This window comes from Aquimarina sp. AU119 (genome assembly GCF_900312735.1).
Classification (GTDB): Bacteria; Bacteroidota; Bacteroidia; order Flavobacteriales; family Flavobacteriaceae; genus Aquimarina; species Aquimarina algiphila.
Window position 1 is genome coordinate 70,789 of record NZ_OMPF01000015.1, and the last position, 22,796, is coordinate 93,584.

17 protein-coding genes are annotated in these 22,796 nt (G+C 33.5%); 10 read left to right on the forward strand and 7 right to left on the reverse strand.

The genetic code is table 11. The annotated features are described in order from the left end of the window. Nucleotides 1–6: 6 nt before the first annotated feature. The 7 genes from DK442_RS14040 to DK442_RS14070 form a co-directional block, all read right to left on the reverse strand. Nucleotides 7–1,449 (reverse strand): RagB/SusD family nutrient uptake outer membrane protein, encoded by a 1,443-nt coding sequence (locus DK442_RS14040; RefSeq protein ID WP_109436697.1) that lies wholly within the window; start codon nucleotides 1,447–1,449, stop codon nucleotides 7–9. A gap of 19 nt (nucleotides 1,450–1,468) precedes the next feature. After that, nucleotides 1,469–4,594 carry a TonB-dependent receptor gene (locus DK442_RS14045; RefSeq protein WP_109436531.1) on the reverse strand — a complete coding sequence of 1,042 codons (3,126 nt, stop codon included), beginning with the start codon at nucleotides 4,592–4,594 and terminating at the stop codon, nucleotides 1,469–1,471. 477 nt (nucleotides 4,595–5,071) lie between these two features. Further along, nucleotides 5,072–5,419: a cupin domain-containing protein gene (locus DK442_RS14050; RefSeq protein WP_109436532.1), complete on the reverse strand. Its 348-nt coding sequence runs from the start codon at nucleotides 5,417–5,419 to the stop codon at nucleotides 5,072–5,074. Nucleotides 5,420–5,443: 24 nt separating this feature from the next. After that, nucleotides 5,444–7,717, reverse strand: a complete 2,274-nt coding sequence (locus DK442_RS14055; protein WP_109436533.1) for a heparinase II/III family protein — start codon at nucleotides 7,715–7,717, stop codon at nucleotides 5,444–5,446. Between the two features lie 2 nt (nucleotides 7,718–7,719). Further along, nucleotides 7,720–10,056, reverse strand: coding sequence for a polysaccharide lyase 6 family protein (locus DK442_RS14060; RefSeq protein WP_109436534.1), 2,337 nt, complete (start codon nucleotides 10,054–10,056; stop codon nucleotides 7,720–7,722). Nucleotides 10,057–10,301: 245 nt separating this feature from the next. Beyond that, nucleotides 10,302–11,018, reverse strand: a complete 717-nt coding sequence (locus DK442_RS14065) for a FadR/GntR family transcriptional regulator (RefSeq protein ID WP_109436698.1) — start codon at nucleotides 11,016–11,018, stop codon at nucleotides 10,302–10,304. A gap of 166 nt (nucleotides 11,019–11,184) precedes the next feature. After that, nucleotides 11,185–12,462, reverse strand: coding sequence for a polysaccharide lyase family 7 protein (locus DK442_RS14070; RefSeq protein WP_109436535.1), 1,278 nt, complete (start codon nucleotides 12,460–12,462; stop codon nucleotides 11,185–11,187). Nucleotides 12,463–13,181: 719 nt separating this feature from the next. Between DK442_RS14070 and DK442_RS14075 the strand changes: the two genes are divergently transcribed. Genes DK442_RS14075 through DK442_RS14120 form a run of 10 tightly spaced genes read left to right on the forward strand, consistent with a single transcriptional unit; the run spans nucleotide 13,182 to nucleotide 22,728 of the window. Then, on the forward strand, nucleotides 13,182–13,823 hold the full coding sequence (locus tag DK442_RS14075; RefSeq protein WP_109436699.1) for a GNAT family N-acetyltransferase: 642 nt from the start codon (nucleotides 13,182–13,184) through the stop codon (nucleotides 13,821–13,823). Continuing rightward, nucleotides 13,811–15,001 (forward strand): argininosuccinate synthase, encoded by a 1,191-nt coding sequence (locus DK442_RS14080; RefSeq protein ID WP_109436536.1) that lies wholly within the window; start codon nucleotides 13,811–13,813, stop codon nucleotides 14,999–15,001. The genes DK442_RS14075 and DK442_RS14080 overlap by 13 nt, the downstream gene beginning before the upstream one ends. After that, nucleotides 14,998–15,975 carry an N-acetyl-gamma-glutamyl-phosphate reductase gene (gene argC / locus DK442_RS14085; RefSeq protein WP_109436537.1) on the forward strand — a complete coding sequence of 326 codons (978 nt, stop codon included), beginning with the start codon at nucleotides 14,998–15,000 and terminating at the stop codon, nucleotides 15,973–15,975. Before DK442_RS14080 ends, argC begins: the two co-directional genes overlap by 4 nt. Nucleotides 15,976–15,977: 2 nt before the next feature. Then, a complete protein-coding gene (proC, locus tag DK442_RS14090) occupies nucleotides 15,978–16,772 on the forward strand; it encodes a pyrroline-5-carboxylate reductase (protein WP_109436538.1) in 795 nt (264 codons plus the stop codon). 5 nt (nucleotides 16,773–16,777) lie between these two features. Continuing rightward, nucleotides 16,778–17,923, forward strand: a complete 1,146-nt coding sequence (locus DK442_RS14095) for an aspartate aminotransferase family protein (protein ID WP_109436539.1) — start codon at nucleotides 16,778–16,780, stop codon at nucleotides 17,921–17,923. Then, the gene (locus tag DK442_RS14100; protein WP_109436540.1) at nucleotides 17,920–19,119 is read left to right on the forward strand and encodes a glutamate-5-semialdehyde dehydrogenase; all 1,200 of its coding nucleotides are present in this window, start codon (nucleotides 17,920–17,922) and stop codon (nucleotides 19,117–19,119) included. The genes DK442_RS14095 and DK442_RS14100 overlap by 4 nt, the downstream gene beginning before the upstream one ends. Beyond that, nucleotides 19,103–19,891 carry a glutamate 5-kinase gene (proB, locus tag DK442_RS14105; protein ID WP_109436541.1) on the forward strand — a complete coding sequence of 263 codons (789 nt, stop codon included), beginning with the start codon at nucleotides 19,103–19,105 and terminating at the stop codon, nucleotides 19,889–19,891. The genes DK442_RS14100 and proB overlap by 17 nt, the downstream gene beginning before the upstream one ends. Beyond that, nucleotides 19,884–20,831 carry an N-acetylornithine carbamoyltransferase gene (locus DK442_RS14110; RefSeq protein ID WP_109436542.1) on the forward strand — a complete coding sequence of 316 codons (948 nt, stop codon included), beginning with the start codon at nucleotides 19,884–19,886 and terminating at the stop codon, nucleotides 20,829–20,831. Before proB ends, DK442_RS14110 begins: the two co-directional genes overlap by 8 nt. A gap of 46 nt (nucleotides 20,832–20,877) precedes the next feature. Continuing rightward, entirely contained in the window at nucleotides 20,878–21,660 is a 783-nt protein-coding gene (gene argB, locus DK442_RS14115) for an acetylglutamate kinase (RefSeq protein ID WP_109436700.1), read from the forward strand. 3 nt (nucleotides 21,661–21,663) lie between these two features. Next, nucleotides 21,664–22,728, forward strand: a complete 1,065-nt coding sequence (locus DK442_RS14120; RefSeq protein WP_109436543.1) for a M20 family metallo-hydrolase — start codon at nucleotides 21,664–21,666, stop codon at nucleotides 22,726–22,728. The last annotated feature ends 68 nt before the right edge of the window (nucleotides 22,729–22,796 follow it).

The window sequence follows — 22,796 nt, forward strand, 5'->3', positions numbered from 1 at the left end:
AATTTTTTAATACCCATCGTTTTGTGTTAATACCCCTTGGCTAATAGCAATTTCTGCACCCGGAATAGGTAACAATAAATCAGTAGCTTGAAAGTCAAAACTGTTTGCTTCTGAAAAGGCAGATAAGACTTCTTGCGCTACTTTAAAACGTTTTAAGTCTAAAAAACGATGATTTTCAAAAGCTAATTCTACACGTCTTTCGTCCATCAATGCTTGCTTGGTTATACTTGTGATAGGATCAGTTATGCCTGCTCTTTCTCTAACCGCTTGAAAAGATGTAATTGCTGCAGGAGCACTAGTTTCTTGACCACCTGCAAGAATAGCTTCAACATGCAGTAACAATACATCTGCATATCGTGTGACAATCCAGTCATTACCAGCGATTCTTGGATTAGCAGGGGCGGATGTTACACCTACATCTGCGTCAGCTATTGGTAAGTATTTTACTGTTTGGAATAAACCTGGATTTCCTGGATCTTCTCTAAAAGTAAATTGCCCTCTATTACCTCCAAAAGTACTGAAAGCTGCTACGAGTTCAGCTGTTGCATAATTTGAACCTGTACCACGACCTACAGCGTCTAAAAATTCTGCAGAAAAACCTTGACTATCATCAACTATAGTATCATCAAAACCAATTGAAAATATTGTCTCCTCATTAGCTTCGGTATAAAAAATATCAAGGAAATTAGGTTCAAGACTATAGTCACCGCTATCAATTACAGCTTCCAACAAGCGTTGCGCTTCTAAATAATTAGTTCCTAAGGTAAGATATACTTTGGCAAGAAAGGTTTGAGCTGCAGCCTTTGATGCTCTTGTCCTAAAGCTATTATCCAAATCACTGTCTACAGCAAACTGAAGATCACTGATAATTAAATCATAAATTAGATTTTCATCAACCCTGGTAAAAGAAGTTTCTATATCTTCTGCCACAGCAGATTCAAGGACTCTGTCAACTAAGGGAACATCACCATAAAAACGTACCAAATTAAAATAAGCATAAGCTCTTAAAAAACGTGCTTCTGCTTCAAACCTGTTTGCGTTTTCACTGGAGGCGTTTTCTAGGTTCTCCAAAACGACATTAGCAGAAAAGATAATTCTGTACATACTTCGGTAATATGTAGTTACTGCTGCTGTTTGTGGAGTAACCGTAAAGGTTTCAAAATCGAAACCTTGCGGGGATCCACTTTTCGTTCTTGAATTATCGCTTAAGGTCTCAGCCATTTGATATTCTATTTGAATAGCTAAATGTGGGTTGTTAAAACCACCGTCACCTTCGAGAGGGTTGCTTCCTTGCAAAGCATCATAGATATTTATGATCCCCGCCGTTATTTCGTCATCATTTCTAAAAAACTCATCAACAATACCAGCGGAAGTTGGCACTGGATCTAAATCGCATGACCAAAATAAAAGGGTCAGGCAAAACAATGAATATATTTTTGTTAGTTTCATAACTTTTGTTTTTGGTATGTTAAAATTCAACATTTACTCCTAAGGTTATTGTTTGTTGTATTGGCGTACCACCTCTTTGATAACCAAAGGTTAAAGGCGTTAATTCACGCACATGTTCTGGGTTCCAACCTGTATAATCATCAGCTGTGATGAATAATAGGTTTTGACCGGTAGCATACAATCTAAGACTGGTCAAATTCAATTTAGAAGTAACATCTTTAGGAAAATTGTATCCCAAACTTACCGTACGCAAAGCTAGATAACCTGCATTCTGCACCAATTGGTCTGTAAATATACGCTGCACCAAAAACTCTTGATCAGGTGTGCTAGCTCTATCAAAATCTACAGTATTACTATTAAAAAAGTCAAAAACATATTGATCTCCTAAGTTATAAGTCTTGGCTCCATGACTACCTTGAAATAAGAAACTAAAATCCATATTTCCATATCTAAAATTGTTGCTAAGACTCCAAACCACATCTGGATAAGGATCACCTAAAATAGTTTTATCATCTTCGTCTATTAAACCATCACCGTTCAAATCTTTTGCATAAGCGAATTGAGTTCTGTTACCTACTTGTCTAAAAGGATCGTTTAGAAATTCAAAATCAATATCCCTATCATATACATAACCATAAAAAGATGAAATAGGCTGACCTACTAAGTTGATCCATTCAACTAATCTACTACCGTCATTAGTATTCACTACTTGACCGTTTGAATCACCAAAATCAACCAAAGTATTTTCATTAAATGAACCTATTACGGTCGCATCCCATCTGAATTTTTCTGTACTAACTAATCGTGCACGTAATTCTACTTCAAATCCTTCATTTTCAACGGTACCAAGATTCACAAGTGCAGAAGTAAACCCTGTGGTTCCAGCTACTGGATTATCCAAAAGTAATTCATCACTGGTTCTTTTATAGTAATCAAATGAACCAGAAATTGCATTGTTAAAGAAACCAAAGTCAACCCCTGGATTAATTTCTTCTGATTGTTCCCATTGTAATAAAGCGTTAGGAATATTAGCTGGATTGAAGCCATTGGTTATAGTACCATCAACAACAGCACTAGATCCTTCTAATAAGGCTAGAGAAGGGTAGTTGTCGGTTAAGAAAGAACCGGTATCAAGGGCATTAGTACCTGTAATACCATAACTAACTCTGAATTTAAGTTGATTAACCCAGTCTGCATTATCCATGAATTGTTCGTTTGAAACCACCCAACCAGCGGATACTGCGGGGAAGTTACCGTATTTTACGTCTCGTCCAAAAACAGAACTACCATCTCGTCTAATACTGGCGTTAAACAAATATTTATCGTCATAAGAATAAATAACTCTGGCTAAGAAACCATTTAAAAAGTTTTCATATTCAAATGCAGTTGCATCATTAATAATAGAACCTCCACCAACATTTGGGATCAAATCTGAAGTAAATCCACTGGTCTCTATTTGAGACTCTTCAAAAAATCTATTTTCTAAAGAAACACCAGCAATCGCATTGATCGCATGTTTTCCTATTGTTTTGTTATAGCTTATTATATTATCAGAAATTAAAGCATATCTGCTACGTGTATCATATGAGGAGTTTGCTGCGGCAGCACCATTTCTTGATGAATTAACACCGCGGTAGTCTGTGCTTATTCTGTTTTCATAAGTAGCAGTGAATGTTGATTTAAAACTTAAGTCATCTGTGAATTTATAATCTGCGTATAGGTTACCATAAAAATTATACCTATTTTCAAAACGTTCACGTTCAAGTAATTTTGCCAATGGATTGGTATTACTTGTATTACTAATATCTACACCACTACCCACAGGGACTCCTTGAAAATTACCAGCACTATCAAAAATACTTGTTGCTCCAGTAGGGTATTCGAAATCGTCAAACATTCTTTGTAATGCATAGTCTCCAATCTGTGCATCAGCATATCTACCTCCATCTCTAACACGATTCACAAAACCGATGTTACTCTCATCCAAACGAGTAGGTACCCAAGAAGGTTGTCTTATAACATCGTAAACACCAGTTGCACTAAATCGTCTTCGTTTTGAGTAAGAAGGAGAGAAACTCGCTCCTATTTTTAGTTTATCGGTTACTTCTGTACTAAGCTTAAGTTGTGCTTGGTATCTTTCAAAACTATCTGTTAACAATACACCATCATCAGAAACATAACTTAAGTTAACATTGTATTTTGTTTTTTTAGTACCTCCTCTTATGCTAAAACTATGACTTTGGATTATACCTCCATCTATAACGATGTCTTGCCAGTCGTTTTCGGCATTTATCAATTGTCTGAATTGACTTCCTAAAGAAAGTCCACCTGTTATTTGCCTCTCTCGCTCCAGTTCGCCTTCAAAATCAATGTCATATGCATCACTTCGTCGACCTTTCTTAATTCCTGTAAAGGTATTATACGTAAATTTTGCTTTACCCTCTTTACCTTGTTTGGTTGTAATTTGAATTACACCATTAGAACCTCTAGAACCAAAAATGGCAGCAGACGCAGCATCTTTTAATACTTCAAAAGATTCTACGTTGTTCATATCAATGTTGGTTAAAAAATCAGAATCAACAACAGCACCATCAACTACGACTAAAGGTCCGTTATTTGAAGATATTGATCCAATACCACGTATACGAATTGTGGGTGCAGAACCAGCTTCACCCTCAGAATTTCTGATGTTTACCCCAGAAACTTGACCAATTAAGGCTTCATCTACCCTGGATACCGCTATTTGATCCAAATCTTCATTAACAACTTTTGAAATTGCTCCGGTTAGTAAAGATTTCTTCTGGGTACCATATCCAATTACTACAACTTGCTCTAGCTCTGCAGCATCTTCGTCTAATTGAATATCTATAACTGTTTGTCCAGTTATTACGACACTTTTTGTTTTAAAGCCTACATATAAGAATTCGAGAATATCTCCTTCTTTGACTTTGATTGAGTATTTACCATCAAAATCAGTTGAAACTCCTTTTTGTGTCCCTTTGATAATAATATTTACCCCAGGTAGAGGAGTTTGTACTTTTAAATCTGTGACTGTTCCTGTAACGGTATAATTACCATCCTGTGCAAACAAAGAAATTTGAAAAACAATCAGGATAATAAATACTAATTTACCTTTAAAATTCATTTTGATTATGTTATGTTCCTTACAATTTAGTTTGATATCTTATGTAGATATCCTAATGAAGAATAAATGAGTATTTCTTATTCTCCCTTTTAATTAATCACATATCATAACAGTGTAAACGAAATTTCGTATTTTTGTTAAGCATGTGATCTATAAAGTGCATGCGTGTTAAGTATTACTTCCCTCCGAAAGAAGTAATTTCTAAAAGGATAGGTGTGCACCTGTCCTTTTTTTGTTTTCTAGTAATCAATTAGTTTCATGTTGTTTGTGATTTGAAAATGAGTAAAAGATTTGATGTTTTTTTTGGTAAACCAAACTGGAAAACCAATTTGGTTTACCAAATATATGTTATTTTAATGTTAAACAAAAAATTATTACAATATTTAATGTTAAAATTTTTGAGATTCTTTATTTGACATATAAAATGGTTGAGATATTCTCTTTTTGAAGTGATAAATATGAATTTAATAATAACACTTACTCCATAAAATCTTCTCGTATAGGACTAAATACATCAATAAGGAAACCAGATTCTAAACAAATCGCACCGTGCATTACATTTGGAGGTATATAAAAAGAATCCCCACTTTTTAATATTTTGGTTTCGTTACCAATGGTAACTTCAAACTCTCCACTCTTTACATAAGTAACTTGAGAATGATAATGTTTATGCATAACACCAATTCCTCCTTTGTCAAATTTTACATTGACTAGCATAATCTTGTCGTCATATCCCATAATTTGGCGTTGTACTCCTTCACCAACAGTTTCCCATTCAATTTCTTTTCCGATGATAAATTCTTTGCTTGATCCAAAACTTTTCATTTGATAATTATTAAGATGTAAAAATTAATTTTCTTTAGTATATGAGTAGGGGCCAGACCATGTATAGGTTTTACCATTTAGACTCAAATTATGTGTGCTCTTTTTATTTGTGTCAGAAGTGCATAAAATAAAGGTGTGTGTGTTCCCTTTTTTGGTAATGATCGCCCAGGCTATGTATTTTTCATTTTGAATTGAAAACTTAGTAATTCCTTTAATATTACTATATGCATTATTTGCTATTTCAGTAACAGGGTCATATAGACCATGCGTTTCGATAACACTAATAAAAGCTCCGTTTTTAGTTTTAGGTTTTCTTACAATAAAAGAAGGGTCTCTACGTAAATTAAATTTAGGATCATTGGCACCAATTCTGACAAATAAAAATTCATCTTTTGCCTTGGTTATAGTGGATAATGTATAAAATGTGTTTTTTGATAACCAGGTGACTTGAGTGGTTTCATCATTTTGAAATTCTTTTTTTCCTTCTAACCATAAATGTTGATATCCATTTTTACTTCCCAATACCTCAAGGCTACTTGGGGTGATATATTCAAAATTTGTATCTATAATTTGTCCATTGTAGTAAAAGGGTAGATCAAATTGATGTATTGTGTTAGAGTCAAACTGCATAACATCAATGAGTATTGGCTTTTCAAAATCTTCATCCTCCAGCATAATCATAGTCCTATGTAATTTTGTACCTGGATAGGCGTTTTGATCTTTTGCACTTACCACTTGTAATTTTGGATTTGAACTATCAAAAAGATACTTTTCTGAATGATGTTTACTGCCTATTTCAAATTTACCTCCAAAGTGAGATGTTTCATCTTGAATAATAGTATTATGAGCAATAGTTTGCTTAGCCCATGTTTTATTTTCCTTAAGATATCCTCCTCCATTTTTTTGTTCAATATTTACAAACCTTGCCAGACCATAATCCTGAAATATTTCTGTGTCCTTGTTGTAATAGGAAAAAGATAATTTGTCATAATGACCATGACTTAGACCTTGCGCAGTATATTTCATGAGTAATTCTAAATGTTGATCCTTTGAGCGTAAAATCCCCACACTACCTTCTGAGCCATCAGAACCATCTCTGAGTTCTATTGATTTTTTTATAAACTCAGTCGTTTTTCCTTGTTGGATTCCTAAAGCAACAGCAAGACCAGTGTCATCTAATTGAACTTTGTTTTGTTTTTTAGCAATACTTAATAATGAGGCATCGTTTCCGCCAAAATGATATGCAATATCTACTGCGGATACTAGCTCTCTAGAATAATATGACATTCCTTTTTGACCATCATTTAGTGGGAAGAATTCACCATTGGTTTTGGTTAAATTTAGTAATGCATACACTGCTTTTATTAATACACCATCTTTATATTCGAAAATTTTTAATTCTGGCTTTACATTTTGTAATGCTTCTGCAAATACCATAAAAGGATACATGGCATAACGTTGATAATAGGGACCTTCTGTGTAATATCCATCTGGAGAAAAAGGTTCATCTAAATTTGCTAAAAACCCTGTTTTTTGACCTTTAGCTTTAATAAAACCACCGTCGTTATCTTTTTGGTTAGGATCAATGTTGTCACTCTTTAATCCATATAAAGCATTATTAATTAGTTTTTCATTATTCATTACAAGACCAATCATACCAACGGCTACATTTCCCCAGGTACTATGGTTGTGGATGCGATTAAAAAATTGAGGACTCCCTTCTGAAAGGAAATTTGCATATGGTACGAATAAATTTTTCTCTAAATATTCGCGTTCTTGTTTTGATAAATATGTATAGATGCAATCATAAGCCTGACTTACAAAGACCAACCAATTAGCGTCATTTAAACATTGCCAAAATATTTTCCCTCGAGCATATGATCTTGTCTGAGGGTGCAGTGGAAGTGTAGGATACATTGCTGCATAGGCTTTAAGGACATCATGTACGTAAATAGCGTATTTTTCATCTTCAAGAAGCTGATAAAGGATACCTGCTTTTTGGAGTATTAACCAATTTTTTTTATGCCTGTCATGAGTATAACCCCCTGCCATGTCTTTGGGAATAGGGACGTGAATACCTGAAGCGATTTCTGCATCAACTTCTTTTTTGGTGGCAGCTAATGTTTGATCAAAAATAGGGATTTGCCCTAAGTGTTTTCGAATATCGGTTACTCCTTTTTTTGTTAAAATAAGATTAGGATGTTCTTGAGCATAGCCATGCAAACAGAACATGATAGCGAAGACAACAAAAAACTGTTGTAAAATTCTTATTGACAAGTGTGGGATTAATTTTTGCATACCTATTTATTAATGACGCCAAGATTTTGTCCATCATCTGCTTTTTCTTTAAGACTTGAATTTTCTTCCAATTTGTATGTGGTGTCATTTTCAAATTTTGGATCTAAAGACCAAATAGAGCTAACCTCGTATTTCTGATCACCTGTAACAGTAACTTTTTCTGAATTAAAAAAGTTTGTGTGATGTACTTTTGCTATTGGTCCACCTACGACCAAATGCATTTGAATTCCTTTACTGTTATTAAAGATGCTATTCTTAATGTTAGCATTTTGGACTCCGATTAAAGAGATAGCTTTCTTGTTTTTATTTCTTTTCCCGTTACCTACATTGTCAACAATATTATGATCAAAGGTCAGAAAAGGTCCAAAAGTACTCTCATCTCGTCCGTCTCTTACAAGATTAAGTATTGCCCCGTCGATGTTAGAGAAGATATTGTTTTTTAAGACTACAAATTCAGCATTAAAGATTCCGTTTTCTCCAATTTCTTTATCTAATGAAAGCACATTACCTGATATATTGTTAAAAGTTGAATTTTCAATTCGAATTATATCTGCCATTGTGTTTTTAGAAACCTTTACCACATCATAAGAATGATTAATGTTTAGGTTTTTAAAATCACAATTATCTACAATCAATTTGTAATTCTTGTTCATAGAATATTTACTTGTTCTTATTACAGAATTACCAGAATAGTCCGGAGCTTCTTTTCCATCAAAGATCAAATTTTTTAATTGAAGACTCCCTCCGTTTAAAATGTCAAAAAGTGATTTTTTCTCAAAAGTAATTATGGATTTTCCTGAAGCAGATTTTACTGTGACAGGGTGATTGATATCAATGGTTTTTGTAACTAAATATTCATTAGGAGAAGTAAGTTCTATGATGTCTCCGGGAGCAGAATTTTTTATGGCATCAAATAGTGTATTGATCCCAGGAGATACTTGAATGTTTTTACCAGAATTAAACTCTGCTACTTTATCTATTTTGGGATACCAGGAAGTTCCTGTACTTTCTTTAGTAGGGATTTCCCCTTTGATTACAGCACCGGCAGTAAGGTCTTTTTGCGAAGGAACTAATAATCCGGCAGTGTTATTTGATAACTCTAATTTTTGTTGAATAAATCCTTTGTTAGTAATAGGTTTTGTATTTGGACTTATGATATTATTATTAAAACGAATTCCATTAATATCATCATAAACTGTGAATGTATCATTCTTTTCTGGGTTGTAAAAAATGTTATTTTCCATAACTGAGTTTATCGGAGTTGCGCTTCTCTCTGCATCACTACCAGCACATAATTGAATATAATCACAGTTGATGAATGTATTATTTTTGATTTTTGCATCAGTAACCTGAAAATACCGATTTAAAGGAGAATTTGGTACTCCGTTCATAACCACCAATGCTCCACCAAAACGATACCCTGTGAGTCCAATAGCATAGTTGTTTTCTACGGTTTGTTTTCCGTTAATTACACGTATTCCCCCAGTGCTTGGGACACCATTTCCAATAAAAACATTATTATTTACATTGGTTTCATTACCATGACGCATGGTTAAAGTTCCTCTGCATTCAAAAAACACATTATTGCGATAAGTGTTTTGACATGATTTACTTGAGATTATTTCTAATTCACCACTGCAGCGATCAAAATAATTATGTTCTACAATAGTATTTGAATTGCTTAAAGAATGGTGACTTGTTCCTATTCTTAATGTTTCACCTCCATTTGATCCTAAAGTTTGTCTGGGACCAAAATAATTATGATCAATTTGATGATGATTTTCAATAAATTGTTCTGAATTTAAGCGGACAGCCATTGTAACTCCAAGGTTACTTTTTCCTTCGATATGGTTGTGATCAATGCGATTGTTTTTTCCATAAATACCAATCCAATAATCTTGTTCTCTTCGTTCTGGATTACTATAATTATCGATCACACATTCTGTTAATCGACAATTTGAAGCAAAGTTATCTTTGTCCTTTTTGAAAGAAATAACCTCAGAAGTAGGGGTAAAGCCATTTTTAAATACTAAGCCACTAACTATAAGGTGTTCTCCTGCGATACGTAAATAAGAAGCTCCTTCAAATGTTGTAGCTCCTTTTTCTTCTACCGTCAATGTAATTGGTAACTCTTTGGTTCCTTTAGCTTCGAATAATAGTTCGGCATCTTTCCATATGCCTTTAGCTAATATTATAGAATCTCCTGGTTGTGCAGCTTTAACCGCTTCGTTAAAGGCATCAATAGTTTCAATTGTGCTAACGTATTCTTTTTTCGTTTGATTATTACAAGAGTATAACGAAATTAAAATAAGTATAAGATAAAATACTTTTCTTTCCATGAATGAATTTGGTTTACCAGTTTGGTTAACCAAAAATAAACATATAAATTAATATTCAAAGAAAGTATCTCTATTTTTTAAAGAAATCTTTAAAAAACCTTTTAAGACTATACATTTTCTTTAAAGAAAATCCAATAAAATTGTCTATTACATAATAATGAATAAACAGCATGATGATATTATGAAGTTTAGGTTTTTATAAAAACCTGCTTCAATTAATGTTTTTTTGAATGAATAAGAGTGAACTACTGTTTATTACAATACTTATAAAGTTCTTTAAAGTGGTCATTTAAACTGGCAACTGCTTTATCCGCATTTTTTTCTTCAATAGCATCTACTATAGCCTGATGCTCTTTAATCAAAAGAAAATTCTCCTCCTTATCGCATATTTTATTTTTTACAAAATGAGCAATAATTTCGGGAGTTATAATAAGCATTAGAGAATTGATCACGCTATTATTACTTGCTTCAGCTAATTTTATATGAAACATTAGATCTTCTTCTATGGCATCAAGTCCTTGTATCGCTTTTTCACTATACGCTTCATGCGCTTTTTTTATTTGGTGAATTTGTGATTCTGTCCTTCTGGTAGCGGCTAGACGTACTGCGTTTTTTTCTAAAATTATTCGGGTTTCTACCAAAGATTTGAAATCAGGATTTTGTAGTTGCAAGATATCTGACATCATTCCGTTTAATGCGGTTACTCCAATGTTTGAAATACGAGTACCACTCTGAGGATATTTTTTGACAAGTCCATAAAATTCTAATTTTTGAATAGCTTGTCGCAATTGATTACGGCTTACACCAAATCGTTCAGCGAGGTCTCTTTCTGCGGGAAGCCTGTCTCCAGGTTCTAAATGTTTAGAAACAATAAGTTCCCTGATTTTAGAAATAATTACCTCTTCGACATTTTCTTTGTCTTCTGGTAATTTTTCAATCTTTTCTAGTCCATTTAACTTCATATCAATTTTAATTAGCTGATTGATGAATATGTTTTTAAACATATTTTCAAAAACGTAACACTAAAATTATTAATATAAATCTAAAAAGACTGGATTTTTCTAAAAAAACAAAGCTATTCAGAAAATCACTGGATAGCTTTGTTTACGATGTGTACTTTTTTAGGTATTAATGAAACACCTCTAACTTATTGATTGCTACCCTACCATAGTCAGAACTTTTATAGCTTTTTCCTTTCATGGATTGCAAATAATTTCCTGCTTTAAAGTAATTTTGTTTGGCTGGCGCGCTCTGAGAAGTGAATATGGTATTTACTCGATTACCACTACTATTTAGTTCATATAGTTTTACTATACTATTTTTATATGTTAATTCGAAATACAGTTCTTCTCCTAAGTTAAAATTGCCTACAGTTTTACCACCGCCTTCGAGTTCTTCGGTTACATAACCATTAATTCTTAATTTTACACTTCCGCTGGTTTGGTTGGCACTTCCTTGACATTGTACTCTAATTACATCATCAAAAAAATCAGTTTTATCATGAATTTGTCCAAAACAAACTTTTCCAGAACTGGGTAAACGGTCCACTCTAACCTTCCATTTCATTCTATGTTCTTTGCTGGTTGTACCATCCCAGAAAATATTGTTGTTACCATTAGCGGTTAATTCTCTAAGTTCCATTCTTGGATTACCAGAACCAGAAGATGTGTCGCTACCTGCCCATACCTGAAATATTGCCCAATTGTTTTCTACAAAAAACCAATTGTTATTAGTATAATTACTTAAGTTTGGGATTGCATCTACATAATCATTATTAGATGGAGATCCTGATAAGCCATTCAATTTCCAATTTTGAAGACCAAGAAGATCGTATGGCGTATTTCCTGATGGTGGAGGTGGAGGGTTGCCACCGTCAGTATTACCATAAATTTCGGTTTCTGTGAGACTATTCCAACTATTACTAGAGTTGCCAAAACAAGATATACGGACATATCGGGCGCTTACTTCGCTAAAATTATAGGTTTCTAGTTGAGTTGTAGATCCACTACTTCCACTTGATTTTTTATCGACAACAGTAGATAGACTTGAAGTAGAGTTTCCAACCCTAATTTTAAAAAATGCTTTTCGTTGATTCCCTTTATACCAGGCTAATTTTACACTAGAGATTTTCTTTGAAGAACCTAAATCGTAAGTGATGTATTTTCCTGTTGCTCCATTTGAAGACCATCTGGTGTTCAAATTTCCATCTAAAGTATTGGCAGGAACATTACCGTCATCTCCATTTGCAGAGACAGATGAAACTGATAATTCAGTTAATGCCTTTAAGGTGTTCTGTTGTTCAATTAGACTAGGATCGTCTAAAGATTCTGTTTCGGTAGTACAATTGGATAACAATCCAATAGATACAATTGCCAAGAGATGGCAAAATAATTTAGTAGTTTTCATCGTTTTGTTGTTGAATTTATGTGTTGATAAAATTGGTCGACCAATTTGGTTGACCAATTTAAGATAAATTCTTAAAAAAAACTAATTAAAATAATATATTTATCATTTTTATTGTTAAAAAAATAAGAATTACAAAGTTTATGTAAAGGATGGTAAGAAGTATGCTTTTTGAATTTTATAGTATACATAGGAATTTGTAGAAATGATATATAGCTATTGCTAAGTAAGCCTTACTTTTTATAAATCAAGAAAAATATTTATCAAATCTCTAAATCAAGAGGCGTAATTTTATCAAAATGACATTTTTATTAAATTTTGTGAATTGTTTTGCAATCGATATTTAGTTTTTATGTATTATTGCATTATCTAGTTAACGAAAGGGGCTACGGCCGACGATTTAGAGTTACTATTATGAAAACGGCAAATTACATTTTTACAGAAGTTAGAGTTCAGTTATTGAACATATTGGATAATACAATTATTCCTGTACGCCGCTTTCGTCGCCCCTTGGGGGTCTAATTTTCTTCTGAAGTAGGTGCGTCCTACTTCCCCTATAAACATCGAATCCATTTAATGAAATCCAAATTCTAAGAATTACTTTTATAAGTATATTTATTTTTTTGGGAGATATAACTTCATGGTTACTTCAGTTTTATCCGGATTCAAAACAATCAACTAGTATTCAATTTCAAAGCTTCTTTAATAAGCGTAATTCGTTTATGAAAAAAGTAGATATCATAATTGCTGGCGAAAGCCATCTTAGATACGCACAAGAAATATGTGAAGTAATATCAGAATCTGCCAAAGTCAGAGGGACAGGTATTGCTAGACGTACGCCAGAGTATGTGCAAACCAAAATGCAAAATGGTAATGCAATTATAGCATTATCCGGAGACCAATTTGCTGGATTTTGCTATATCGAGGTTTGGGGACATGAAAAATATGTAGCACATTCTGGGTTAATAGTTCATCCTGATTTTAGAAATAGAGGGTTAGCTAAAAAAATCAAAGAGTTTACATTTAATCATTCTTTAAATAAATACCCAACAGCAAAGGTGTTTGGAATTACTACAGGACTGGCAGTAATGAAGATAAATTCAGACTTAGGTTATAAACCTGTTACATTTTCAGAACTGACAGATGATCCAAAGTTTTGGGCCGGGTGTAAAACATGTACCAATTTTGAAATTTTAACATCTAAGGATCACAAAATGTGTTTATGTACAGGAATGCTATACGATCCTACACAAAAAGTTAAGAAAAAAGAAAAATGGTTCAATAAAAAAGTATTAAAAAGATTAAAAAAAATCAAGCAATCTATGCTTGAAAATAATAAACAATTATTAGTATGGAAAAAGTAGTATTAGCATATAGCGGAGGTTTAGATACTTCATACTGCGTAAAATACCTTATTCATGAGAAAAATCTTGAAGTACATACCATCTTGGTAAATACAGGAGGTTTTTCAGAAAAAGAATTAGAAGAAACCGAGAAGAGAGCATACGAGCTAGGTAGTAAGGATCATGTTAATAAAACAATATTGGATGATTTTTATAATAAAGCAATTAAGTATTTGATTTTTGGAAATGTATTAAAAAATAACACCTATCCTTTGTCAGTTAGTGCTGAACGAATTTTTCAGGCTATAGAAGTAATTAACTATGCAAAAAAGGTAGGAGCAAAATACATTGCTCACGGAAGTACAGGGGCAGGAAATGATCAAATCAGATTTGATGTGATTTTTCAAACATTAGCTCCAGAGATTGAAATTATTACTCCGATAAGAGATCTAAAACTTTCTAGACAAGAAGAAGTAACCTATCTGGAAAAACATGGAGTGCACTATAGCTGGGAAAAGGCACAATACTCTATTAACAAAGGAATATGGGGGACTAGTGTAGGAGGAAAAGAAACATTAACATCTCATAGTGCATTACCTGATACAGCATATCCAAGCCAATTAAAAAAGGAAAAAGAAGAAACAATTACCCTTCATTTTGAAAAAGGCGAACTTACCGGGCTTGATGGAGTACAAGATACTCCCGTAAAAAATATTCAAAAACTGGAAGAGTTAGCAAGTGCATTTGCTATCGGAAGAGATATCCATGTCGGTGATACTATAATTGGAATTAAAGGAAGGGTTGGGTTTGAAGCCGCTGCACCAATGATTATTATAAAAGCGCATCATTTATTAGAAAAACATGTATTAACCAAATGGCAACAGTATTGGAAAGAACAATTGGCTAATTGGTATGGAATGTTATTGCATGAAGGGAATTATTTGGATCCTGTGATGAGAAATATTGAAGTATTTATGGAAGATGCTCAAAAATCAGTAACAGGAGATGTAAAGGTGAAGTTAAAACCTTACCATTTTATTTTAGAGGGTATAGAATCTGATTATGATATGATGAAATCAGATTTTGGGCAATATGGAGAAATGAATAATTCATGGACGTCTGATGATGCCAAAGGTTTTATCAAAATTTATGGTAATGCCAATAAAATATATCATAATGTAAATCCAAATGAATTATGATACAGGTAGGGATTATAGGAGGATCAGGATATACAGCAGGAGAATTACTAAGATTATTGGTGCATCATCCTGAGGTGAAATTAGACTTTGTATATAGTACAACCAATGCAGGTATTTCAATTTATAAACAACATCCTGATTTGATTGGAGAATTAGATCTGGAATTTACAGATACAATACATCCAGATGTAGACGTATTGTTTTTATGCCTTGGTCACGGAAGGTCTAGATCATTTTTAGAAACACATACATTTTCTTCAACCACAAAAGTGATTGATCTGGGTAATGACTTTAGATTAACAAAAGATAAACAATTCTTAGGAAGAGATTTTGTGTATGGCTTACCTGAGTTACAAAAGGAAAAGATTAAATCTTCAAAGAATATTGCTAATCCAGGATGTTTTGCTACGGCTATCCAGTTGGCATTACTTCCTTTGGTTTCTGAGGGGAAACTTACTGATGCGGTACATATAAATGCTACCACTGGGAGCACAGGGGCAGGAGTAATGCCAGGAGGAACAACCCATTTTAGTTGGAGAGATAATAATTTCTCTAGCTATAAAGTGTTTACTCATCAGCATCTGGATGAGATTGAGCAAAGTCTGAAGCAGTTGCAAACCGATTTTGACTTTCCTTTATTTTTTATTCCGAATAGAGGGAATTTCAGTAAAGGGATTTATGCCACAATATATACAAGATATGATGGAAGTGAATCCGATGCTAAAACACTGTATAAATCATTTTATTCTGACGCAAAATTCACGGTAATTTCTGATGAAGAGATTCATTTAAAACAAGTGGTAAATACAAATAAATGTATTCTGCATGTATGCAAGAAAGATGGAATGTTATTGATTACATCAGTGATTGATAATTTGATAAAAGGAGCTTCTGGGCAGGCTATTCATAACATGAATTTGATGTTTGGATTAGAAGAAAAAACAGGATTAGAATTAAAAGCAAGCGCATTTTAAAGATGAATAAAATAACGATCATAGGAGGCGGAAATTTAGGTAAATCAATCATATCAGGATTAGCTGGTAGCGATTTGTTTGAAGCTAAGAATATTACCGTAGTTGATAAGTCCAGGTATAACCTAAAAGAAGTTGAAGATAAATTAGGAGTATCAACTTCACAAAATATAGCGGAGTCTATAGAAAATGTGAAATGGGTAATTCTTTGTGTACAACCTAGGCAATTAGATGCGGTATTAGAAGAAATCAAAGATATAGTGACTACAGACCAAATATTGATTTCGACTGTAACAGGGACATCTATTACAGAAATTAATGAGATTGTTCCAAGCAATAAAGTAGTTAGGGTTATGCCAAATACTGGTGCAGCAAAGAAACTTTCTATGACATGTATTGCAGCAAATGATGATGTAAAAGAAGAATTAGAGATAGTGAAAAAAATGTTTGATACTATAGGAGAAACCTTAATTATCGAAGAACGATTAATGCAGGCTGCAACAGTTTTAGGAGCGAGCGGTATTGCATTCTTTTTAAGGTTTCTAAGAGCTATGATCCAAGGGGGAATTCAAATGGGATTCCATCCTCATGAAGCGCAAATTATAGCAGTACAAACTGCTATAGGAGCAGCAACATTAGTAGCAGAAAATGGTACCCACCCCGAGCGAGAGATCGATAAAGTGACAACACCTCAAGGGTGTACAATAGAAGGGTTAAATGAAATGGAGCACCAGGGGTTAAGTTCCTCTGTAATAAAAGGAGTAATGGCTTCTTATGAGAAAATTAATACCATAAAATAAAGAAGATGAAACTATTTGATGTATATCCCCTTTATGATGTAGAACCAATTAATGCTTATGACTGTATCGTAGTCGATAAAAACGGAATTGAGTACTTAGATATGTATGGGGGTCACGCCGTCATTTCGATTGGGCATTCTCACCCTCATTATGTAAAAAAACTTAAAGAACAAATAGAAAAAATAGGCTTTTATTCTAATGCAGTTCAAAATAGTTTGCAATCAAGATTAGCAAAAAAACTAGGGGAGTTGTCTGGATACGACGAGTATCAGTTATTTCTTTGTAATTCTGGAGCAGAAGCAAATGAAAATGCGCTGAAATTAGCCTCTTTTTATACAGGAAAATCAAGAGTTATTGCTTTTAATAATGGTTTTCACGGAAGAACTTCAGCAGCAGTTGCAACAACAGATAATACTAAAATTATTTCGCCCTTAAATGCTCAGCAAGACGTCGCCTTTTTACCGTTAAACGAAATTGAGTTGGTAAAGACTGAATTAGAAAAAGGTGATGTTTGTGCTGTTATTGTTGAACCTATTCAAGGAGTGGGAGGATTAGATGAAGGGACAACAGAATTCTTCACGGCATTAGAAACTTTATGTCATGAATTTGGAGCGGTTTTGATTTTAGATGAAGTCCAATCGGGATTTGGACGAAGTGGAAAATTCTTTGCGCATCAATACCATGGGATTACTCCTGATATTATTTCTATAGCAAAAGGTATGGGAAATGGTTTCCCTATAGGAGGAATTATGATCGCACCACATATAGAACCAAACTACGGAATGTTAGGAACTACTTTTGGAGGGAATCATCTCGCTTGTATTGCAGCATTATCAGTTCTAGAAGTAATCGAAACCGAAAACCTAATAGATAATACCAGGTTAACCGGAGAATATTTCTTATCACAAGTACAGCAGATTCCGGGATTACAAAAAGTAAAAGGAAAAGGATTAATGCTGGGATTAGAGTTCGATTTTGAAGTTAGTGAACTGAGAAAAAAAATGATCTATGATGAACATATTTTTACAGGAGGAGCAATGAATAAAAAGCTATTAAGAATACTTCCTCCATTAACTATAGGTAAAAAAGAAATTGACCAATTCATTAAAGCTTTACAAAATGTTTTGGTTGAAGAAAAAGTTGGGTTATGAGTAGTATAACATTAAACATATCACAAAGAAATTTGGTTTTAGAGAAAATGGCAATTCTTGTAGATCAAAATAGAACATCGATTATTCAGGCGAATATTAGAGATATGGACGGGTATTCTGGTAATGATCTGGCGATGAGGGACCGACTTAAGGTTGATGAGCATAAAATTGACGGTATGATTACCTCGCTTCAACAATTGGCAGGTCAGGAGGACCCAGTGGGTGTAGAGCGATTTAGGTTTCATCATGATAACGGGATGGAAATATTTAATAAAACTGCTTCTTTTGGGACGGTATTGATTATCTATGAATCTAGACCTGATGTGACTATAGAAGCAGCTGGAATTGCTTTCAAATCTGGTAATAAAATATTACTTAAAGGAGGAAAAGAATCATTACATTCTAATCTGGCTATTGTAAAACTTTGGCACCAGGCACTTTTAGAAAATGATATTACAACAGATTGGGTCGAATATTTGAATTATGATAGACAGAAAACACAGGTATTTCTAGAAAAACCAACGCAAAAAGTAGATTTAATTGTTCCTCGCGGGGGAGAAAAATTAATTGAATTTGTAAAAGCTCATGCATCCTGCCCGGTCATTGTAAGTGGTAGAGGTAATAACTTTGTATATGTACACAAAGAAGCCGATAAAGCATTAGCGTTGGATAATATCATTAATGGAAAAACAGATAAGATTTCTGCCTGTAATGCTGTAGATAAAGTTTTAATAGATAAAAACCTTCCTAATAAAGAAGATTTTGTAAAAAACCTTATTGCAACACTTCATGGATATAATGTAGAAATTTTAGGGGATGAATCTCTATCTCAATATGAAGAAGTAAAGCCAATACAAAAAAATACAGTTTGGTTTGAAGAATTTTTGGATTACAAAATTGTTATTGGAGAGACCGAAAACATTCCCGAAGCAATTTCCAAAATCAATAGATTTAGTGGGGGACACTCTGCAGCTATAATCACCAAGGATAAATCTGCGGCAGAAGTATTTATGTCTTCAGTCGATTGTGCAGCCGTATATCATAATGCATCTACTCGATTCACTGATGGTTTCCAATTAGGCCTTGGAGGAGAACTAGCTATAAGTACAGATAAATTACATCAAAGAGGCCCGATCGGTTTACAACATTTGGTAACTAATAAATGGTATATACATGGAGATGGGCAGACGAGATAAAAAAAGAATTGTACTCAAGGTAGGATCAAATGTCTTAACCAAAGGAACAGATCATATTTCTAGAGGAAAGATTGAAGATATAGGTCGACAAATAGTGGCACTTCAGGATACATATGAATTTGTTATTGTGAGTTCTGGAGCAATTGCTGTAGCCAAACAATTTGTAAATCTGGAGAGTAATGGAGTAGCAATAGACGTAAAACAAGCCTTAGCGTCTATAGGGCAACCACATTTAATGCGAATATTTCAGGAAAGCTTTAGGGATCTTGGATTGCTAACCTCTCAATGTTTGTTGTCCTATTCAGATTTTGAAAGAGAGCAATCCAAAAAGAATATTATAAATACAATTAATGTATTAGTTGCCAATAATTATATCCCGATCATTAATGAGAATGATACTGTAGCCACCGATGAGATTCAATTTGGTGATAATGATAAACTAGCCGCATTGACAGCTTCTTTACTTAATGCAGATCTGTTGGTTATTGCAACAAATACGAATGGAATATGCACTAAAGAATCGGTAGAAAATAATACTTATCAAACAATTGATGAAGTAAATGATATTGAGATGTTAGAAAATGAAATTGTTGCAGAGATTTCTAGTCATGGTACGGGAGGTATGAAATCGAAAATAGAAGCGGCAAGAATAGCTCAAAATGCAGATATAGAAACTTGGGTTATCAATGGATTGAAAGATAATTTTGTAATCAATGCAATCCAAAATAAAACTTTATTTACCAAAATAGTTAAAGCAGTATATAATGAATAATTATTTTTCTATAGAAGATATAGATTCACTACCTGATTGGGTAAGTGAAGCTATAGAAATGAAGAAAACTCCAATGTCGAATAAAACTTTGGGAGTGGATAAAACTATTGGACTTTTATTTTTTAATCCTAGTCTTCGTACGCGCTTGAGTACGCAAAAAGCAGCTTTAAACCTGGGGATGAATGTAATTGTTATGAACTTTACAGGAGAAGGATGGTCTTTAGAGTATGGTGATGGTACTGTTATGGATCAGGGTAATTCAGAACATGTTAAAGAAGCAGCACAAGTCGTTTCTCAATACTGTGATGTATTGGCAATACGTGCCTTTGCAAAGTTAGAAAATAGAGAAGATGACTATAGCGAGAAGGTCCTTAAAAGTTTTATACAATATGCCTCTATTCCTGTAATTAATATGGAAAGCGCTACAGGGCATCCATTACAAGCATTAACAGATGCAATAACGATAACAGAACATAAAAAAATAGATAAACCCAAAGTTGTACTATCATGGGCACCGCATCCAAAAGCCTTACCACAGGCAGTTGCTAATTCTTTTGTAGAGATGATGCAAAGAATGGACGCAAATTTTGTAATTACCCATCCTGTGGGATTTGAGTTAGCCAGTCAGATTACTAAAGAGGTGCCCATTGATTACAATCAAGAGAATGCACTAAAAGATGCAGATTTTGTTTATGTCAAGAATTGGAGCGCTTATGAGGATTATGGTAAAACATTGACAGATGATCCTTCATGGAAAATTTCTCAAGAGAAGATGAACCTGACCAATGATGCTAAATTTATGCACTGTTTACCTGTAAGAAGGAATGTTGTTGTTGATGATGATGTCATCGACAGTGAGAATTCTATTGTTATTGAACAAGCAAACAATAGAACATATGCAGCACAATTGGTGTTAAAGAAGATTTTACAAAATAATTGAAAACTTTAAGCCTTTGCATTTTTTGCAAAAACTTAAAAAGGTAGATATGGAAAAACAGAAGTTACTGGTTGCCAAAATTGGTGGAAATATAATAGAAGATGAGGTTGCTTTGCAATCCTTTCTAGAGAATTTTTCAAAGATAAAAGAACCTAAGATTCTGGTTCATGGAGGAGGGAAGTCAGCGACACAACTTGCTGCTAAGCTTGGAGTAAAGACAGAAATGATTGATGGACGAAGAATTACATCAGCAGAAAACTTAGATATTGTTGTGATGACATATGCTGGATTGTTAAATAAAAGAATTGTTTCAGGATTACAAAAGTATAACTGTAATGCTATGGGATTAACAGGAGCAGATGCTAATGTGATTAGAGCAGAGAAAAGACCAGTTCAGTTTATAGATTACGGGTATGTTGGAGATGTAGTAGAAGTGAATGATACAATAATAAAAGGCTTTTTGAATCAAAAAATAACTCCAGTTTTTTGTGCAGTAACACATGATTCAAATGGGCAATTGTTTAATACAAATGCTGATACAATAGCATCTGAAATTGCTTCTGCGATGAGCCCTCATTATGAAGTTTCATTGTTTTATTGCTTTGAATTAAAGGGTGTTCTAGAAAATATAAAAGATAAAGATTCTGTAATCGAACATATAAACTTAGAAAAATATAACGAATTACGGGATGCTCAGGTGATTGCAGATGGTATGTTGCCTAAACTTCAAAACTGTTTTGAAGCATTACAAAAGAAAGTGAGTAAGGTACATATAGCAAATGCAGATTTTATAAAAGATAATACAACTAAACATACGACTTTGAGTCTATAAACAATGGTAGAACAACTAACAAATCAGGCAATAGAGCTTTTGCATAACCTAATAGAAACCCCATCTTTTTCTTCAGAAGAGGATAAGACGGCTAAGTTGATAGAACATTGGTTTGTCAAAAATGATATTCCTTTCGAAAGAGAGAATAATAATATCTGGGCTTATAATGCTCATTTTGATGAATCAAAGCCTACTATTTTATTAAACTCACATCATGATACGGTAAAACCTAATGGAAATTATACTAATGACCCTTTTAAGGCTTTTGTAGAAGATGGAAAATTATATGGATTAGGGAGTAATGATGCTGGTGGATGTTTGGTGTCATTACTAGCCACATTTACTTACTTTTATAAGAAGGATGGTTTAAAATACAATTTTGTGATCGTGGCCTCAGCAGAAGAAGAGAGTAGCGGACCATTGGGGTTAAAAAGCGTATTAAAATATCTAAAGAATGTAGAATTTGGGATTGTAGGAGAACCTACTTTGATGCAATTGGCAGTCGCAGAAAAAGGATTATTGGTTTTAGATGTATCAGTAAAAGGAACGGCAAGTCATGCAGCACATCCAAATGACGATAATGCTATTTATAATGCCTTGCAGGTTATACAATGGTTTGAAACCTATGTATTTGATAAAAATTCAGAAGCTTTGGGAAAAGTAAAGATGACTGTAACACAAATAAATGCAGGAAATCAACATAATGTAGTACCAGCGAGTTGTGATCTGGTAGTGGATATCAGAGTAAATGATAAGTATAAAAATGAAGAGATTTTGGAACTTGTAAAACGGGCAATGCCAGAACAGGTTGAGGTTCGTCCAAGATCATTACATCTAGGATCTTCATCGATACCTGTAGATCATCCAGTGGTAAAATCAGGCATAGCACTAGGAAGAACAACATATGGATCACCAACATTATCAGATCAATCAGTATTAAGCTGCCCATCTTTAAAACTAGGGCCGGGAGATTCAACACGATCGCATTCTGCTAATGAATTTATTTATGTGAATGAGATTAAAGAAGGAGTAGAACTATATATAAAGGTTTTAGAAGGAATTGTATAGAAAATTATGATTCTATACTTAATTTGTTAAATTTAAAATAATAATTTAAAATGTAGCTTCAATATGTA

Excerpts from the sequence above, each read along its gene's own strand:
- DK442_RS14040 (WP_109436697.1), bottom strand. The coding sequence starts at position 1,449 with ATGAAACTAACAAAAATATATTCATTGTTTTGCCTGACCCTTTTATTT.
- DK442_RS14045 (WP_109436531.1), bottom strand. The coding sequence starts at position 4,594 with ATGAATTTTAAAGGTAAATTAGTATTTATTATCCTGATTGTTTTTCAA.
- DK442_RS14050 (WP_109436532.1), bottom strand. The coding sequence starts at position 5,419 with ATGAAAAGTTTTGGATCAAGCAAAGAATTTATCATCGGAAAAGAAATT.
- DK442_RS14055 (WP_109436533.1), bottom strand. The coding sequence starts at position 7,717 with ATGCAAAAATTAATCCCACACTTGTCAATAAGAATTTTACAACAGTTT.
- DK442_RS14060 (WP_109436534.1), bottom strand. The coding sequence starts at position 10,056 with ATGGAAAGAAAAGTATTTTATCTTATACTTATTTTAATTTCGTTATAC.
- DK442_RS14065 (WP_109436698.1), bottom strand. The coding sequence starts at position 11,018 with ATGAAGTTAAATGGACTAGAAAAGATTGAAAAATTACCAGAAGACAAA.
- DK442_RS14070 (WP_109436535.1), bottom strand. The coding sequence starts at position 12,462 with ATGAAAACTACTAAATTATTTTGCCATCTCTTGGCAATTGTATCTATT.
- DK442_RS14075 (WP_109436699.1), top strand. The coding sequence starts at position 13,182 with ATGAAAAAAGTAGATATCATAATTGCTGGCGAAAGCCATCTTAGATAC.
- DK442_RS14080 (WP_109436536.1), top strand. The coding sequence starts at position 13,811 with ATGGAAAAAGTAGTATTAGCATATAGCGGAGGTTTAGATACTTCATAC.
- argC (WP_109436537.1), top strand. The coding sequence starts at position 14,998 with ATGATACAGGTAGGGATTATAGGAGGATCAGGATATACAGCAGGAGAA.
- proC (WP_109436538.1), top strand. The coding sequence starts at position 15,978 with ATGAATAAAATAACGATCATAGGAGGCGGAAATTTAGGTAAATCAATC.
- DK442_RS14095 (WP_109436539.1), top strand. The coding sequence starts at position 16,778 with ATGAAACTATTTGATGTATATCCCCTTTATGATGTAGAACCAATTAAT.
- DK442_RS14100 (WP_109436540.1), top strand. The coding sequence starts at position 17,920 with ATGAGTAGTATAACATTAAACATATCACAAAGAAATTTGGTTTTAGAG.
- proB (WP_109436541.1), top strand. The coding sequence starts at position 19,103 with ATGGGCAGACGAGATAAAAAAAGAATTGTACTCAAGGTAGGATCAAAT.
- DK442_RS14110 (WP_109436542.1), top strand. The coding sequence starts at position 19,884 with ATGAATAATTATTTTTCTATAGAAGATATAGATTCACTACCTGATTGG.
- argB (WP_109436700.1), top strand. The coding sequence starts at position 20,878 with ATGGAAAAACAGAAGTTACTGGTTGCCAAAATTGGTGGAAATATAATA.
- DK442_RS14120 (WP_109436543.1), top strand. The coding sequence starts at position 21,664 with ATGGTAGAACAACTAACAAATCAGGCAATAGAGCTTTTGCATAACCTA.